The 16,203-nt window shown below is 30.4% G+C and carries 16 protein-coding genes and 1 tRNA gene; 2 read left to right on the forward strand and 15 right to left on the reverse strand.

Annotation, left to right across the window (positions count from 1 at the left end; genetic code table 11):
• The 7 genes from L8T82_RS03350 to L8T82_RS03380 all read right to left on the reverse strand — a co-directional run.
• On the reverse strand, positions 1 to 75 hold a 75-nt coding region (locus tag L8T82_RS03350; protein WP_141082294.1), incomplete at its 3' end, for a glycosyltransferase family A protein.
• Positions 71 to 1,726 (reverse strand): galactosyltransferase-related protein, encoded by a 1,656-nt coding sequence (locus tag L8T82_RS03355; RefSeq protein ID WP_263725864.1) that lies wholly within the window; start codon positions 1,724 to 1,726, stop codon positions 71 to 73. The genes L8T82_RS03350 and L8T82_RS03355, both read right to left, overlap by 5 nt.
• Positions 1,723 to 2,679 carry a KpsF/GutQ family sugar-phosphate isomerase gene (locus L8T82_RS03360; RefSeq protein WP_412175064.1) on the reverse strand — a complete coding sequence of 319 codons (957 nt, stop codon included), beginning with the start codon at positions 2,677 to 2,679 and terminating at the stop codon, positions 1,723 to 1,725. Before L8T82_RS03360 ends, L8T82_RS03355 begins: the two co-directional genes overlap by 4 nt.
• 8 nt (positions 2,680 to 2,687) lie before the next feature.
• Positions 2,688 to 4,331 (reverse strand): polysaccharide biosynthesis/export family protein, encoded by a 1,644-nt coding sequence (locus L8T82_RS03365; protein ID WP_263725865.1) that lies wholly within the window; start codon positions 4,329 to 4,331, stop codon positions 2,688 to 2,690.
• Positions 4,331 to 5,446: a capsule biosynthesis protein gene (locus L8T82_RS03370; RefSeq protein WP_263725866.1), complete on the reverse strand. Its 1,116-nt coding sequence runs from the start codon at positions 5,444 to 5,446 to the stop codon at positions 4,331 to 4,333. Before L8T82_RS03370 ends, L8T82_RS03365 begins: the two co-directional genes overlap by 1 nt.
• The gene (locus L8T82_RS03375) at positions 5,436 to 6,107 is read right to left on the reverse strand and encodes an ABC transporter ATP-binding protein (protein WP_257403809.1); all 672 of its coding nucleotides are present in this window, start codon (positions 6,105 to 6,107) and stop codon (positions 5,436 to 5,438) included. Before L8T82_RS03375 ends, L8T82_RS03370 begins: the two co-directional genes overlap by 11 nt.
• On the reverse strand, positions 6,104 to 6,880 hold the full coding sequence (locus L8T82_RS03380; RefSeq protein WP_263725867.1) for an ABC transporter permease: 777 nt from the start codon (positions 6,878 to 6,880) through the stop codon (positions 6,104 to 6,106). Before L8T82_RS03380 ends, L8T82_RS03375 begins: the two co-directional genes overlap by 4 nt.
• Positions 6,881 to 6,961: 81 nt before the next feature.
• Here L8T82_RS03380 and L8T82_RS03385 point away from each other — a divergent pair, with 81 nt between their 5' ends.
• Positions 6,962 to 7,759 carry a ferritin-like domain-containing protein gene (locus tag L8T82_RS03385; RefSeq protein WP_263681017.1) on the forward strand — a complete coding sequence of 266 codons (798 nt, stop codon included), beginning with the start codon at positions 6,962 to 6,964 and terminating at the stop codon, positions 7,757 to 7,759.
• 3 nt (positions 7,760 to 7,762) lie between these two features.
• Here L8T82_RS03385 and L8T82_RS03390 read toward each other — a convergent pair.
• From L8T82_RS03390 to acpP, 4 genes are all read right to left on the reverse strand, one after another.
• Positions 7,763 to 7,838, reverse strand: a tRNA-Phe gene (locus tag L8T82_RS03390).
• A gap of 68 nt (positions 7,839 to 7,906) precedes the next feature.
• Positions 7,907 to 8,842 carry an acetyl-CoA carboxylase carboxyltransferase subunit alpha gene (locus L8T82_RS03395; RefSeq protein WP_173787044.1) on the reverse strand — a complete coding sequence of 312 codons (936 nt, stop codon included), beginning with the start codon at positions 8,840 to 8,842 and terminating at the stop codon, positions 7,907 to 7,909.
• Between the two features lies 1 nt (position 8,843).
• A complete protein-coding gene (locus L8T82_RS03400; RefSeq protein ID WP_263664799.1) occupies positions 8,844 to 10,058 on the reverse strand; it encodes a beta-ketoacyl-ACP synthase II in 1,215 nt (404 codons plus the stop codon).
• A 26-nt stretch (positions 10,059 to 10,084) separates the two neighbouring features.
• Complete coding sequence (gene acpP, locus L8T82_RS03405) at positions 10,085 to 10,318, reverse strand: acyl carrier protein (protein WP_039617517.1); 234 nt, start codon at positions 10,316 to 10,318, stop codon at positions 10,085 to 10,087.
• A 145-nt stretch (positions 10,319 to 10,463) separates the two neighbouring features.
• Here acpP and tenA point away from each other — a divergent pair, with 145 nt between their 5' ends.
• On the forward strand, positions 10,464 to 11,129 hold the full coding sequence (gene tenA, locus L8T82_RS03410) for a thiaminase II (RefSeq protein ID WP_263725868.1): 666 nt from the start codon (positions 10,464 to 10,466) through the stop codon (positions 11,127 to 11,129).
• Between the two features lie 15 nt (positions 11,130 to 11,144).
• Here tenA and feoB read toward each other — a convergent pair whose 3' ends face one another.
• From feoB to purB, 4 genes are all read right to left on the reverse strand, one after another.
• The gene (feoB, locus tag L8T82_RS03415) at positions 11,145 to 13,169 is read right to left on the reverse strand and encodes a ferrous iron transport protein B (protein WP_263725869.1); all 2,025 of its coding nucleotides are present in this window, start codon (positions 13,167 to 13,169) and stop codon (positions 11,145 to 11,147) included.
• Entirely contained in the window at positions 13,169 to 13,396 is a 228-nt protein-coding gene (locus tag L8T82_RS03420) for a FeoA family protein (protein WP_039627920.1), read from the reverse strand. The genes feoB and L8T82_RS03420 overlap by 1 nt, the downstream gene beginning before the upstream one ends.
• A 92-nt stretch (positions 13,397 to 13,488) precedes the next feature.
• Positions 13,489 to 14,829: an MmgE/PrpD family protein gene (locus L8T82_RS03425; protein ID WP_263725870.1), complete on the reverse strand. Its 1,341-nt coding sequence runs from the start codon at positions 14,827 to 14,829 to the stop codon at positions 13,489 to 13,491.
• A gap of 6 nt (positions 14,830 to 14,835) precedes the next feature.
• Positions 14,836 to 16,200 carry an adenylosuccinate lyase gene (gene purB, locus L8T82_RS03430; RefSeq protein WP_220566812.1) on the reverse strand — a complete coding sequence of 455 codons (1,365 nt, stop codon included), beginning with the start codon at positions 16,198 to 16,200 and terminating at the stop codon, positions 14,836 to 14,838.
• Positions 16,201 to 16,203: the final 3 nt, after the last annotated feature.

Below are 16,203 nucleotides of genomic sequence, written 5' to 3' on the forward strand. Positions count from 1 at the left end.
AATTACACTATCTAAACATTCTTTTAGATATTTTTCTACATTGTATATGGGGATTACTACGCCTACGGTTTTAATTTGCATTTTTAAACTTTTTTAAAAATTTAGAATCATCAAAAAACGCTTTTGGGTTATAAAAAAATTTTTGAAATAAACGATAAAATTTCGTATGAGAAATTTTAGTTTGCACAAGCTTTAAGCCTATATATTTATTAAATATTTTTATAAATGAAAATGATGAAATCTCATATATAAAAGGCTTATAAATCAAAGAATTTAAACTATATTTGCTTTTTTGAATATCTTTAAAAAATATTTTTTTATTTTCTAGATTTATCTTATAAAATTTTATAATTTCTTGTTCTTTTTTACCAAAACAGTATAAATCATTAATTAAAAAATTTACAAAAAAATCTAAATCATTTTTATCTATATTTTTTTCTACCATAAAATTTAGAATTTTATCATTGTCTTCTTTTGATAAACTTTTTAAATACAATCTTGCTTGTGTTATTTCATCTTGATATAAAGTTTTATCAAATTCTAACATTTTATTTTTGTTGCTAGTTATCAAATATGACTCGGGTAAAATTCCTTTTTCAAAATAAAAAATCTCTAAATCTAGCTTTTGAAAAAAATCCAATAGATTTTTATTTTTAATGCACTCATTTAAAAGCAAAACTTTATGAATTTGTTTTTTCGTGATTATATCTTCGAGTTCTTTTTGGCTTTTGTAAATTAAATTATCTTCATTTATATATATAATATTGCCTATATAAGGTAGTATTTCTTTTATGGAATATAATGTTTCCTTGGAATGAATAAATAAAACATTATATTGATAAACACTTTTATCACATAAATGCTTTATAGAATGTGATTTAATATTTGATATATGATTATAAAATCTTTGATGATTTTTGTGTTTATTATCCATGTAGCCATTTTGATTTGGTTCATCATGATGAAAATGATATAAATACACCCCATGAAAACTTGCTTCATATCCAAATAAAGCAAACCATGCTCTAAATCCTTCAAAATTTTTAAAATTCCAATTTCTTGCATCATAGTTTAAATTAGCTGGTATTTGCTCTAAATCAATACAAGAGTATAAAATTCTTGCTAAAAGATCAAAATCCTCATATCCATGGCCTATAAATTGCTCATCATTTCCACCAAGTGTTAAAAATTTATGCCTATTAATCACTATACTAGAAGTAGAACTTGGAGCAAAAAATTTGATCCACTCTTTTTTTCCGCTAATTAAATCATTTTTTATCAAACCATCCCATAATTTTTTATCTTGAGTATAAATAAACTCGTTACCCTTTTGATTTAAAAATACAACTGGTAAAGACAAAATATGATTTGCCTTTAAAGCTATTTCTTTAACATTAATAAGATCTAAAATATACTCTAAAGATTGCTGTGATAAATAATAATCCACATCTAAAAACATCACTACATCTGAATTTGCAAAAGATGCACCAAGGTTGCGGCATTTTCCTTGGGAGAAAAAATCTTTTTGACTTTCATCTTTAAGATAAATATGTCCATTTTCTTCGATGATATATTTTAAATCATTTTCTAAAGAAGAATATCCTTCAACAAATATATATTCAATCCTATCATCACTTTTAAACTCACATGCTTTTTGAATAACACGATCTTTGATATAAATTCTTTCTTTGCTTAAACCAAAAGGTATAATAATAGAAAGTTTCACACATTCCCTATCGCATAAAGTTGTATAATGCCTACTATTTTTTCATCTTGAGTGACAACTATTTCTTTGATTTTATGTTTTAACATAAGCTCTTCTGCCTCGCTTGCCATAGCACTTGCTTCTATAGTTTTAGGTTTTTCACTCATGATTTCTTTAGCTTTAAAATCAAATCTTGGCTTACCGTTTGCTCTTAAAGCTCTTCTTAAGTCCCCATCTGTGATGATCCCTACTAGCTTCTCATTTTCAAGCACTACACAAAGTCCTAACTTGCCACTAGTCATCACATCAACTAACTCATTAAATTCACTCTCAGGACTGACTATAGGTAGATTATTTGACACCATCAAATCACCCACCCTAGTCAAAAGCTTTCTACCTAAGCTTCCTCCTGGATGAAATAAAGCAAAATCATCGGGTCTAAATTTCCTTGCCCTCATCAAAGCTACCGCTATAGCATCACCCATAGCTAAAGTGGCCGTAGTAGAAGAAGTTGGAGCAAGCTGAAGTGGGCAAGCTTCTTTTTTTACTGCTATGTTTATAAAAATATCTGCTTGTTTAGCTAAAGTAGAATTTTGATTTCCTGCCATAACAATTAAAGGAATTTTTCTTTTTTTAATCACAGGTATAAGTTTTAAAACCTCTTCAGTTTCTCCTGAATTTGAAATAGCCAAAAGTACATCCTCGCTTGTAAGCATACCAAGATCTCCATGTAATGCTTCACCCGGATGCATAAAAAAACTTGGAGTACCTGTGCTAGCCAAGGTCGCAGCTATCTTAGCCCCTATATGGCCTGATTTACCCATACCACTTATTACACATCTACCTTTGATAGATAAAATCAACTCAATGGCTTTATTAAAATCTTCATCTAAATTATCGCATAAATCTAAAATCGTTTTTGATTCTATCTCAAAAACTTCTTTGGCTATTTTAATCGCATCTATTTGGCTCATCTAAATTCCTACATTTTCAATACTACATTAGTTGCAATAGCTATTTGATATAAAATTTGTGTTAGCATGCTAAAAATTTGGAGATTTTGACTATCTACTTTTGGTAAAACTAAAATAGAATCTCCCGCTTTGATATCTGCTGAACTTCTACCACTGTATTTAGTTGCTTTACCATTAGCATTGATTACTAAAACTCTTGATATATCTGCTCTATCACTAAAACCACCTGCTAGGTTAATATAATATCTTAATTTTTCTTTGTCCATATATACAAATGCACCCGGTATAGAAACTTCACCTTGAACTAAAACAAGATTATTTTTACTAGGCACATTCACTACATCGCCTTCTTCTAATACTATAGAATTATACGCTTTGATATTGTCTATAACGATTTGTCCTTTTGGTTGAGCTTGTTTTGCACGCGCAATAAATTCTAAAATCGTCTTAGCTTGAGTGGCTCTAATGCTAGCTTGCTCAGCATTAACCGAAGAACTTGTTAGAGCTAGTGTTTCAAGCTCTTTAAGCTGAGCTTCTATAAGTTGTTTTTGAGTAGCTGCTACACTTTTTCTAAAAACCTGTAAGGCATTGATGTTTGATTGATCATTAACTGTAATCATTTTAGCAAGTTCAGCTAAAGTTGTGCCTTTTTTTATCACCACCGAGTGCAAACCACTATGCTCACCTTCTATGCTAATGCTAATATTTTGCGCAGTATAATCAGGTCTAAACTCTATCTCATCACCATTGTATAACCTCACACCTAAAAACTGCTTTTTACTATACGCATCTACATGTAATTTATGATCATCTCTATAGCTTTTTACCACAGCATTAGTTACTATAGGTTTAGCTCCTGCAACTCTAGCTATATCTTCTAAATTTAAAATATCGTTACTTAACTCAAATCTAAAGGGCTTTTGCACATCTCCTTCTACAAAAACATACTTTTGCACACTACCCACTAAAATCACATCACCCATTCTAAAAGGAAAAAGATCAAGCTGACCCTTAAGTAAAAAATCATACAAGTCTACTTTTTTAATAACTTTATTATCTCTTAAAATTTGAATATCTCTAAAGCTACCATATTCTAGATTAATACCGCGTGCTTTATCTAAATACTGTATAATAGAATCTGAACTTAGTCCTTGATAAAGACCTGGTTGATTTACATTTCCTGTAACAAATACCGATACATTTTGATAAATATCCATATCTGCATATACATAGACATTGCTTTTATAAATTTTATTAATAGCTTTTGTAATAACTTGTACTAAAGCACTATTTTTCACACCCAAAAGATTAATAGCTCCTACTTTTGGTATGAAAATATTTCCTTGAGAATCTACTGTTAAGATTTGTATAAACTCTACCGCACCCCAAATTTTTACATTAATCCTATCGCCTACTGCTAGTTTATAATCAGGATTATAAACATGTTGGGTAAATTTAGTAAAGTTTCCATTAAACAAATGTGCACCAAATACTTTAGCATTTATAATTGCTGTTTTATTTAAATCACTTTGTAAAAATTCTTTATCTTGAATTTGCTTTATACTATCTGCTTGTGTTTTTGCGATTTGAGAAACATCTACCGCTGAAAATAAAAACAAAGGTAAAAGTAAAAATAAAAATATCTTTTTCATTAGTATCTATGCTCCTCTATAATCATTTTAATAAATTTAACAATTCCATAAATCAAAGATAAAATCATAAAAGCCGTGAGAATATTATACAAAGTTTCTGGATATTTAGCACTTTGAGGTAAACTTGGACTTTGAACTATAACCACCTGCTTTATCTTTCTTAAAGCTTCTATCCTAGCACTCTCATAAGCTTTTAATGCAGCTGTGTAAGCACTTTCTGCAAAACCTGCTTCTATGGTTAGATCTTGAAATTTAGCTGCAAGATCGTTGAGTTTTTGAGAGGATTTTGGCGATGAAACTTTGGATTTTTCTTTTTGAAGTTGTTTTTTTAAGGCTGTGATTTCACTTTTTATAGTAACAATTTGTGGTGCATTATCGTTTATATAACTTTGCATCATTAAAAGCTCAGCTTCTTTGGCTGCTATTTTTGATTCAAGTTCAGCTATGAGTTTTAAAGTGCCTTCTGCTTGTTTGAGTGGATCAAATACTCCATATTTGTTTTGAAAAGCTAAAAGCTCATCTTTAGCCTTTTGATATCTTTTTTTAAACTGCAAAAGTTCTTCTTCGGCAAATTGCATTTGATCTCTTGCGGCTTTGTGTGAAATTTCATTGATAAATTTTTCACTTTCTTTAACTATAGTTAAAGCTATCAAATGTGCACTTTGTGGATCAAAACCTTCAACTTCTACACGCAAAAGCCCATTAGCTGAGTTTTCTTGAGTAATTTTAACACGGTTTTGATAATACTTTAAAAACTCTTCCTGATTGGCTGATGAGGAAATACTATAAAAAAAATCAAGTTTTTGTTTTTGATATAACTCACGAATTTGAACTTTTTCTTCTAAGATATTTAACATATCTAAAGAATGAATATAAGATTTTAAATAATTAATGTCCTCGCTTGAAAAAGAATTATTAGTCAAAAATGCGGCAATTCCAGTAATAGCTCCGCTATCTCCTGTGGTTGATTTCACACTTAAAACACTTTCACTCACATAGCGATTTGCTGCTATAAAAATATAATAAAATACAACAAATGCTGTTAAAACCAATACTATTTTAAAAGAATTAAGTATCTTTAAATTTTTAAACTTTTTTAATAAATCATTTTGCATTTATTTTTCCTTGATACACCGCTATACCCTCATCTACATCATCATATATAGTAGCTTGTCCATCTTGCATGAATATAATTTTATCACACCATTGTTTAATTTCAGCTACATTATGCGAAACCATGATAACTTTTGACTGGCTTAGCTTTTCTTTATAGATTTTAGAGCTTTTTTCTCTAAATTTAGGATCTCCAACAGCACCTGCTTCATCAATTAAATAATAATCAAAATCAAAAGCCATACTTAAGCCAAAAGATATTCTAGCACTCATACCTGCTGAATAAGTATTCATAGGCTCATCAAAAAATTTACCAAGCTCAGCAAAATCTTCCACAAATTTAATCTTTTCTTCTAAAGCCTTTCCTTTGTAACCATATACTCTAGCTACAAAGCGTGCATTATCTCTTGCTGAAAGTCTATGTTGAAACGCACCTGCTAAGCCTAGAGGCCAAGATAATTTTTTATTAGTGATAATCCTACCTCTATCAGGAAGCAAGGAACCGCTTAAAAGTTTCATTAAGGTTGATTTTCCAGCACCATTGCGTCCCATTAAACCTATACTGCAATTTTCAGGGAACTCAAAACTTAAGTTTTTAAAAACATAATGCCTTCCACCATTGCGTAAAGGAAAAGATTTTGTTAAATTAACTAATTTTATCATCGCACCGCTATCAACTTTTCTCTAGTAAAATAATAAAAAAACAATCCCAAAAACAAAATCACACTTAAACATGCAATAGGATAATAGTAATTATAATCATCAAGCAATGGATAATTTTGAAAAAAATTATATTTTAAAAGCTCCATAATATGTAAAAGTGGATTGTAATATAAAATGTCTAAAATAGGTTTTGGAACTATCCAAACAGGAAATACCACCAAAGAAGTCCAATATAAAACAGTATTTAAATAACCCAATGCCATTTTTAAAGGTTCTGCAAAATGTCCTGCTATAGCAAAACACATCCCCATAGCAAAGCCAAATATTACAAGCAAAAAAAGCGAAAACATCACTTCTAAAAAATGCTTAGGTATAACTTGCATATGCAAAAACCAACCTGCTAAAAACATTACACAAATAAAAATAGTAAAATAAATACAAAACTCAAGCAGTGCTCTTGCAATAAAAACATGTATGGGACGAATAGGTTTATAAGCAAAAAGAGCTAGATTAGCACCTATGCCATTTAAAAGCTGAGTAATAATACTTCTAAACATAAAAAAAGGTATAATTCCTACTGCTAAAAACAAAAAGATAGAAACACCTTCAGGCATGATTTGATGATGAAATTCTCTAATAGCTGTTATAATAGAAGTGATTACCAAAACTACCATCATAGGCTCTCCGATTACCCAAAAATAGCCCAAATATTTATTAATACCAAATCTTGTCTTTAACTCTCTAAAAAAAAGAGCATGTATGACATTAAACATATTTTTAGCAAACCTTTTTAAATTTTCAAAATTTTTATATTATACTTTTTTATCTTATATAATATTTAACAAGGTTTAAAAATGAAAAGAAATTTCTTTGAAGAATTAGAAAAAATTTTATATCATAAAGATATTTTCAAAAAGATTGAATTATTTAATGAATTTTATGAAAATTTTAAAGCTAATTTATATGATTTTAATCATTCCCATGAAGCGATCATTTGTGAAAACTCACAAGTTAAAATCCTTCATCCTATGAAAATAAGGCGTCCAAAAGAAGCAAATAGTACTTTATCTTTAGCTAAAATATTACATTCAGTCGCTCATATAGAATATAGTGCTATAAATTTGGCCTTAGATGCTAGTTATAGATTTAAAAATTTGCCATTGAAATTTTATCAAGATTGGCTTGAAGTAGCTGATGAGGAAATTAAGCATTTTTTACTTTTAGAAAAAACTTTAAATGAACTTGGTTTTAAATATGGAAATTTCTATGCTCATGATAATCTTGAAAAAGCCTTATTTTTAACCAAAGATAATCTTGCTCATAGAATGGGCATAGTACATAGAGGACTTGAAGCAAAAGGACTTGATGCCAATCCTTTTGTCTTAGAAAAATTAAACACAACTAATCATCCTATAAAAAGTTTATTTAGTGAAATTTTCACCATTATATTAAATGATGAGATTAAACATGTAAATAAAGGAGATTTTTGGTGGAATTATGCAAAAAATGAAAATGACGATTACCTTGATCTTTGTGCCAAATATAAAGAATTTAATCTTTTAGGAAAAGTATATAACAAAACAGCTAGAATACAAGCAGGGTTTAACGAAAATGAACTTCAAAAATTAGATGATTTTTATAATAGAAAATAAAGATGGTGGTTAGAGGCAGAATCGAACTGCCGACACGCAGATTTTCAGTCTGCTGCTCTACCGACTGAGCTATCCAACCACTGAATTGAAGTTGTAATTATACAATAGTTTTTTTAAAAAAAGTTGAAATTTGCATAAAAATGCAAATCATTCAGCAAAAGCTCCAAATTTAAAGATTTTTTGCATTCTTAATGCAGCTAATTCGCGTTTATCGTATTGTTCTAACTCTTCTATAGCTTTTAAGACATAATCACTTAAATTTTTAATCGCGTTTTCTTTATCTCTATGAGCTCCACTCATTGGCTCTTCGATAACATCATCTATTAAACCTTGAGTTTTTAAATCATCAGCAGTTACTTTCATCGCCTTAGTAGCAGCTTCACTTTTTGATGGATCATTCCATAAAATAGCAGCACAACCCTCAGGTGAAATCACAGAAAAAACTGAATTTTTCATCATAGCAAGTTTATCAGCTACTCCTATAGCCAAAGCACCACCACTTCCACCTTCGCCTATAACTACTGCTATAGTGATTGTTTTAAGGGCGCTTAACTCATATAAATTTCTAGCTATAGCCTCGCTTTGACCACGCTCTTCAGCACCCACTCCTGGGTAAGCACCCGGAGTATCCACTAAAAATAACACCGGTATGTCAAATTTTTCAGCCATTTTTGCTACTCTTAGAGCTTTTCTATAACCTTCAGGATGAGGCATACCAAAATTTCTATGAAGTTTATCTTTAGTACCTCTACCTTTTTGCTCACCTATAACAATAACTTTTTTACCACCTATATAGCCTGCATAACACACAATAGCAGGATCATCTCTAAAAGCACGATCGCCATGAATTTCATAAGCATCGCTTAGTATAGCTTGAATATAATCAAGCGCATAAGGACGATCAGGATGTCTTGCAAGCTGTAAGCGTTGGTAATCGCTTAAATTTTTATAAACTTTTTGAGTTTCTTTTTCAAGGTTTTTTTCTAAAATTTTTACTGCTTCATCATCACCTTTGATTTTAGCATTTGCTAAATCTTCATCAATTTGCTGAATATTTTTTTCAAAATCTAAATAAGAAGCCATATTAATCTACTTTTTTGAAAATCACACAACCATTTGTTCCACCAAAACCAAAAGAATTGCTCATTACAACATTAACTTCGTTTTTTCTTGCAGTATTTGGTATATAGTCAAGATCGCAATTTTCATCTGCAACGATTTGATTGATAGTTGGCGGTAATACACCTTGATCAAGTGCCATTAAAGAAATAACAGCTTCAATAGCACCAGCAGCACCTAAACAATGTCCTGTTTGACCTTTTGTAGAACTAACTAAAGGAATTTGATCTTTAAAAAGTTCTTTAATAGCTGCTGTTTCATTTTTATCATTTACTGGAGTAGAAGTTCCGTGTGCATTAATATAATCTACTTTTGGATTTCCTGCCATTTTTAAGGCTTTTTTCATAGCACGCAATGGCCCTTCTAAAGTAGGTGAAGTGATATGATGTGCGTCCGCACTTTCGCCAAAACCTACCAACTCAGCATAAATTTTAGCTCCACGCTTTTTAGCAGCCTCATACTCTTCAAACACTAAAGCACCAGCACCCTCACCCATTACAAAACCATCTCTTTCTTTATCAAATGGTCTTGAAGCCTTAGCTGGATCATCATTTCTAGTAGAAAGAGCTTTCATAGCAGCAAAGCCACCTATACCTACAGCACAAATAGCTGCTTCAGCTCCCACTACAAGCATTTTATCCGCATTGCCTAAAGCTATGCTTTTATATGCTTCACCTATAGCATGAGTTCCTGCTGCACAAGCAGTTACGCATGAGATATTTGGTCCTTGTAATCCATGCTCAATTGAAATAATCCCACCAAGCATATTAACTAAAGCTGATGGTATGAAAAAAGGAGTAATTTTACGTGGTCCACGCTGTGCGCAAGTAACAGAATTTTTTTCTATATTTGGTAAACCACCTATACCAGCTGCTGAAACTACACCAAATTCTTCTTTGTTTAAAGTTTCATCAAATTTAGCATCTTCCATAGCTTCTCTTGCTGCTTTAATACCAAGTTGTATAAAACGATCTATTTTTTTAACCTCTTTAGCATCACAAACACTTAAAGGATCAAAATTTTTTACTTCAGCAGCAATTTGCACTGGAAAATCAGTGGTATCAAAAAGAGTGATTTTATCAACGCCACTTTTACCATCACAAATTGCTTTAAATGAGCTATCTTTGTCTAAGCCAAGTGCATTGATCATTCCTATACCTGTTACTACAACGCGTTTCAAACCGCACTCCTTATTAAAAATTAAAATTATTTTTGAAGATTTTCTATATAATTAACAACATCTTCGATTTTTACTAGTTTTTCAGCATCACTGTCTGGAATTTCTACATCAAATTTTTCTTCTAAAGCCATAACTAATTCAACAACATCTAAAGAATCTGCACCTAAATCTTCAATGATTTTAGATTCCATTTTAACTGCATCTTCATCAACACTAAGTTGCTCAACAACTACTTTTTTTACATCATCAAAAATTGCCATTTTTATCTCCTAGTTTAAAAAATTAAACCACATTTTACAATAAAAAAATAAATTTCTTGTTTAAAAAGTTAAAAATTAAAGATTATTACGAAAAATTTAATTATCTGTGTTTAAATAAAAGCTTAATTTTTAACAAAGGAAATTAATGCTTTTGGATAAACTTATAAAAGAAAATAAAAAAACTTGGGATCAATACATCTATCATGAATTTGTAAAAAAACTTCAAAATGGTACTTTAGAAAAAGATACATTTTTGTTTTATCTTAAACAAGATTATATCTTTTTAAATAATTATGCAAAATGCTATGCTTTGCTTGCTTTAAATGCAAATAACGCTAAAGAAATTCAATTTGCTATTAAAAATCAAAACTACACTTTAGAAGGAGAATTGGAACTTCACAGAAGTATTTTAAAACTAGGCATTGATGTAGAAAAACTTGACTATAAAGATGAAAGTTTAACTAATATTGCTTATACAAGATACTTACTAAGTGTGGGACAAAATGGAGATTATTTGGATATGCTGTGTGCTTTGAGTGCTTGTGCTATAGGTTATGCATATATAGGGGAAGAAATTTATAAAGGACTTAATGAAAAAAGCTTAGAAAATCATCCTTACAAAGAGTGGATTTTAACCTATGCAGGTAAAGAATTTCAAGATGAAATTAAAGAATTTAAAGACTTTTTTAATTCTTATGCAAATAGCATTAGTGAAGAAAAATTTAAAAAATTAAACGAAATTTTTTATACTACTATAAGACTTGAAACGGCCTTTTGGCAACACTCTTTAGAGCAAAAAATGGAAATTTAATCATCATAAAGATGATTAAATTATCAATTTAGTAATATTAATCCCTACAAAAGCGATCAAATACGCACATAAAGATGTAAATATAAAAAGATACCATGCATATTTTTTATTTCCCGCTTCTTTAGCAAAAACTATAGTTGCTGCAAAACAAGGATTATAAATCATAACAAAAAGTATAAAAGCAACTGCTGTGCTAAAAGGGATGTTTTCTTTTATGGCTTCTTGTAAATTTAAACTTGTCTCATCAACTTCATCACCTAAAGAATAAAGCACACCCATAGTAGAAATCATCACTTCTTTAGCCGCTAAACCACTTACCAAAGATACACTAAGTTTCCAATCAAAGCCAAGTGGTGTAAAAATAGGCTCTATTGCTTTGCCAAATTGTCCAAGATAACTATTTTCTATCTGAAGCTCTTGAGTTAAAGCATCTTGAGTATTATTTTCTTGTGCAGGAAAATTACTCGCAAACCAAATAAGCAAAGAAGCTATCAAAATAAATGTTCCTGCTTTTTTTAAATACATTTTGGCTTTGTTAAACACCATAAACCATACCAAATTCCAATTTGGCATTCTATATTTTGGCATTTCCATTACAAAAGGTTCATCTTGTCCTCTAAAAGCGCTCATTCTTAAAATCTTAGCTGCAATCAAACCCAAAAACGCACCCAAAAGATAAATCCCAAAAAGATAATTTCCCGCCACATCAGCAGGAAAAAACACTCCAACAAAAAGCACATATACAGGAAGTCTTGCGCCACAACTCATAAAATTAATAATAAAAAGAGTTAATAGTCTATCTTTTTTATTTTTTAAAGTTCTTGTAGCCATAAATGCAGGTACTGAACAGCCAAAACCCGTGATTAAAGGGATAAAACTTTTACCATGTAAGCCAAATTTGTATAAAATTCCATCTAATAAAAATGCAACCCTAGCCATATATCCAGTTGTTTCAAGCAAGGCTATACCAAAAAATAAAATCATAATATTTGGTAAAAAAGTTATAACCGCACCAACCCCACCTAAAACACCATCAGCTAAAGCTGAAGCGATAAATTCATTGCTAATATTATTTTTTACCATATCACCTAAATTAGCAAAAAACATTTCTATATAATCCATAGGAATTTGCCCTAAAGTAAAGGTTAGTTGAAATAAAGCCCACATAAAAAACAAAAATATAGGAATTCCTAAAAATTTATTAATTAAAATAGAATCTATTTCTTTGGTATGATTTTTATACTTAACACTCTTGCTTAAAACCTTAACACATATACCATTTGCAAAAGCAATCAGCTCTTCTTTAAAAATACTTTCCATATCTTTGTTATGATATGCCATATAAATTTTTTCTAAAGCTTCATCAAGTATTCTTCTCAAAGCGTGCGAAATGACTATATTAACTTCATTTTTAAGCAAAGCTATCGCTAAATCTTTTGTAGAAAAATCTAAATAAGTAATTTCATTTTGATTTAAAAATTCACTTATTTTTGCAAGTTCTTCTTCTATGATATCGCTATAAACACGCTCTTTAGCTTCAAATTTAGCTTCATGGGTTGAAATGATTAAATCCAAAAGTGCATTTAGATTTTCTTTAGTTTTAGCGCACACGCCAAGACAAGGTGTATTTAGAAGTTGAGATAAAATTTTAAAATCTATACTAAAACCTTCATTTTTAGCTTCATCTTGCATATTTAAAGCCATAATCATTTTGATTTTAGCTTCTATTAAAGATGCGCTTAAAATCAAATTACGCTCTAAATTTGTAGAATCAAGCACATTTACTACAAGATCAAATTTACCCTTTTTTAAAAAATCTTTTGTAATTTTTTCTTCTTCGCTATAACCATCTAATGCATAAGTTCCTGGTAAATCTATAAATTTAAACTCATAATTTTTATAAATTAATCTAGCCTCAGCCTTTTCAACCGTAACACCGCTAAAATTTCCAACTTTCATATTAGCTTTACAAAGTGCGTTAATTAATAAACTTTTACCAACATTTGGCTGACCTACTAAAGCAACGATGATTTCTTTCATTAAAACTCTTTTGAAATTTGTATTATTTTTGCTTCACTTGAGCGTAAAATCACGCAAGTTGTATCAAGTTCTACCATAATAGTAGAATTTGCTATAGAAGAGCGAATTTTTTTAACTTTTTTGTTTTTTGCAAAACCAAAACTAAAAAGTCTTGCTTGGAGTTGTTTATCTGCTTCAAAGCCTACTATAAAGGCTTCTTCATTGTCTTTTAATGTATCTAAAGTCATGTTTTTCCTTACAAAAACTAAGATAAGACATTATATAAAAAATTCAATTATTTATTTTTTAAAATAATAAGCAATCTCAAAAAATGAGATTGCTAGAAATCAAAATCATTTAGATTTTCTAAATTTTGAAGCTTTTTGACTAATTCCTCAGCCTTTTCTAAAGAAAGTGCTATGCTAGCATTAGAAAGAAATTTATCTTTTAATTCATCAAAACTTAAAGGATTATCAAAATTTCCTTTATTTATAAACACATCTTTTTTAATTACTCTTCCATCATTTAAAACAGCTTCTAAATGTCCTGGAAAGTATTTAGGGAAACCGCTAGATTTTTTCTTCTCATAGCTAATTTTTTTAGCAAATTCTATTAGTTCAGCTCTATTTAAATTTTCATAAGATTTTAAAGTAATTTTGCCATCAAAAAATGCCAAGGCCATTAAAAAAGGCATGGAAAATTTGGCCGCATAAGCACTTTGTGGAGTGTATTTTGCTTCTATTGGATCACAGATAAATGAAATTGGCACTTCATCTACAAAGCAATGCAAACTTTTGATATCTTGCGCTTTTAAGCCATCATTTCTTAAACTCATAGCACAATCAATAAGCCCATGTGCAAAATGACAACTTGGATAAGGTTTTAACGAAACTTGCATTACTTGCCAAATTTCATTCAACCCCTTACAAAGTTCATTTTTATCACATTCATCTTCTAAGCCAAAAGTTCTAAAGACATTATCCCTTCCTTCAAATATACTCAAAGGACCACTCATATTAGCTTTTGCGAAATTTGCTACCAAAATTCCATTTTTCAAAGCATTAGCTATGTGTAAAACTTTAGAATTAGATCCATTAGATAAAAACTCATTTACCCCACTTGCAAAACTTCCTGCTAAACCTAGTGCATTGATAATTTGATCTTTGTTTAAATCAAGTAAAACACAACTTGCAGCCACACTACCAAAAATTCCTGCTATAGCTGTAGTATGAAAGCCACGCTTATGAAAACTTCCTTTACTTGCTATACCCACTCTAGCAGCAATTTCCCAACCAACAATAAAGGCTTTTAAAACTTTCTTTCCATCTTTACTTACACTAAATCCATAAGTTAAACAAAGCGGGGTTAAAATAGCACTAGCGTGCAAAATAGCTTCAGTATGAGTATCATCAAAATCAAGGGCATGCGCTGCAATAGCATTTACCATCGCAGCATAAATTACATCAAGCTTTTTATCCCCACTCCAAATTTTTTCACTAGGATTTACGCTTAAAGCTTCAAAAGCCTTAGTTGCATTTAAAACACAAGCTTCATTTTTAGCAGCTAGGGCTGTTCCTAGTGCATCAAGCATAAGCTCTTTTGCTCTTTGTTTTACTTCACTAGGAATAGCTTCATAGTCTAAATTTACGATAAATTCGGCTAGTTTTTCACTTAAATACATTTTTTCCTACTTTAGAATTGGTGCATTAGCGATTTTTTCTAAGAACTCATCAACTAATTTTGGTGCATAACCTACATAAGTTGTAGCATCCATTAAAACATCAATATCTTTTTCACTTAAAACCTTACTCACACGCTCATCTTCAAGTAAAACAACTTTAAAAGTTTTATGATTTTCTATACCTCTCATGGCATTCTCATAAACAATTTCATGTGCATGTTGCTTACCATAATGATCACTCAAAGCAAACATCACGCGCTCTGCTAATACAAAGCCATTAAGCGTATCAAGATTTTTTAACATTTTGTCTTTTTTAACTTCTAAATCATCAAAGACAAATTTCATATTTGCTAATACCACTGAAAGCATTAAAAACGCTTCTGGTAAAAGCTTCCATTCCATTTTCCAAACTTGGCCATCTCTTTCATGCTCATGTCTTTCTATATCGCTTAAAATTGCAATATTAGCTCTTAGAGCATTACTTACAGTCACTGCGTTTTCACTTACTGCAGGATTTCTTTTATGAGGCATAGTAGAGCTTCCTACTTGACCTTTTCCAAAAGGCTCAGCAATTTCATCGATTTCATTATGAGCTAAAATTAAAAGTTGATGTGCTATTTTGTTAAAGGTTGCGTTGATATTACCTAAAACATAACCAAGCTCAATAAAACGATCTCTTGCTGGTTGCCATGAGATGTCAGGAACTTCTAAACCTAAGCTTTCTAAAGTAAGTTTTTCTACTTCATTAGCCTTGTCACTTAAGCTTGCTTTAGTTCCCACTGCACCTACGATTAATCCTACATATAATCTTTTTTCAAGTTCGATAATTCTTTCATAGTGACGATTAAGCTCACTTAGCCAAATTGCAACTTTGTGTCCAAAAGTTATAGGTAAAGCTTGTAAAGCTAAGGTTCTTCCCATCATTGCAGTGTTCTTATGCTCTTTTGCGATTTTTGCTAAATTTTTAGCTATATCTTTTAAATCTTGTTTGATTAAAGCCATAGCTTCTTTAAATTGTAAAACTATGCCTGTGTCAATGATATCTTGTGTTGTTACACCAAAATGCACATATTCGCCAAGACCATTTTCACAAGCTTTTTCCAAACCTCTAACAGTAGGCACTAAAGGGTGTTTAGTCTTTTTAAACTCAGCAAAAATAAAATCCATATCCATAAATTTATAATGCGCTTTTTTAGCTATTTCTGTAGCTGCCTCATTAGGGATAATGCCAAGTTTTGCTTGAGCTTTTGCCAAAGCAGCTTCTACATCAAGCCATTTTTGAATTCTATTTTCTTCACTAAAAATAGCTCTCATTGCAGGGGTGCTCCAAGAATCTTGAAGCAACCTCATATCAAATACACTCACACCCATGTT

This window comes from Campylobacter sp. IFREMER_LSEM_CL292 (assembly GCF_025771615.1).
In the GTDB taxonomy this organism is placed as follows: domain Bacteria; phylum Campylobacterota; class Campylobacteria; order Campylobacterales; family Campylobacteraceae; genus Campylobacter_D; species Campylobacter_D lari_D.

What these genes read in the sequence shown, in the direction of transcription:
- L8T82_RS03360 (WP_412175064.1), bottom strand. Translation starts at nt 2,679, where the DNA reads ATGAGCCAAATAGATGCGATTAAAATAGCCAAAGAAGTTTTTGAGATA.
- L8T82_RS03365 (WP_263725865.1), bottom strand. Translation starts at nt 4,331, where the DNA reads ATGAAAAAGATATTTTTATTTTTACTTTTACCTTTGTTTTTATTTTCA.
- L8T82_RS03370 (WP_263725866.1), bottom strand. Translation starts at nt 5,446, where the DNA reads ATGCAAAATGATTTATTAAAAAAGTTTAAAAATTTAAAGATACTTAAT.
- L8T82_RS03375 (WP_257403809.1), bottom strand. Translation starts at nt 6,107, where the DNA reads ATGATAAAATTAGTTAATTTAACAAAATCTTTTCCTTTACGCAATGGT.
- L8T82_RS03380 (WP_263725867.1), bottom strand. Translation starts at nt 6,880, where the DNA reads ATGTTTAATGTCATACATGCTCTTTTTTTTAGAGAGTTAAAGACAAGA.
- L8T82_RS03385 (WP_263681017.1), top strand. Translation starts at nt 6,962, where the DNA reads ATGAAAAGAAATTTCTTTGAAGAATTAGAAAAAATTTTATATCATAAA.
- L8T82_RS03395 (WP_173787044.1), bottom strand. Translation starts at nt 8,842, where the DNA reads ATGGCTTCTTATTTAGATTTTGAAAAAAATATTCAGCAAATTGATGAA.
- acpP (WP_039617517.1), bottom strand. Translation starts at nt 10,318, where the DNA reads ATGGCAATTTTTGATGATGTAAAAAAAGTAGTTGTTGAGCAACTTAGT.
- tenA (WP_263725868.1), top strand. Translation starts at nt 10,464, where the DNA reads ATGCTTTTGGATAAACTTATAAAAGAAAATAAAAAAACTTGGGATCAA.
- feoB (WP_263725869.1), bottom strand. Translation starts at nt 13,169, where the DNA reads ATGAAAGAAATCATCGTTGCTTTAGTAGGTCAGCCAAATGTTGGTAAA.
- L8T82_RS03420 (WP_039627920.1), bottom strand. Translation starts at nt 13,396, where the DNA reads ATGACTTTAGATACATTAAAAGACAATGAAGAAGCCTTTATAGTAGGC.
- L8T82_RS03425 (WP_263725870.1), bottom strand. Translation starts at nt 14,829, where the DNA reads ATGTATTTAAGTGAAAAACTAGCCGAATTTATCGTAAATTTAGACTAT.
- purB (WP_220566812.1), bottom strand. Translation starts at nt 16,200, where the DNA reads ATGGGTGTGAGTGTATTTGATATGAGGTTGCTTCAAGATTCTTGGAGC.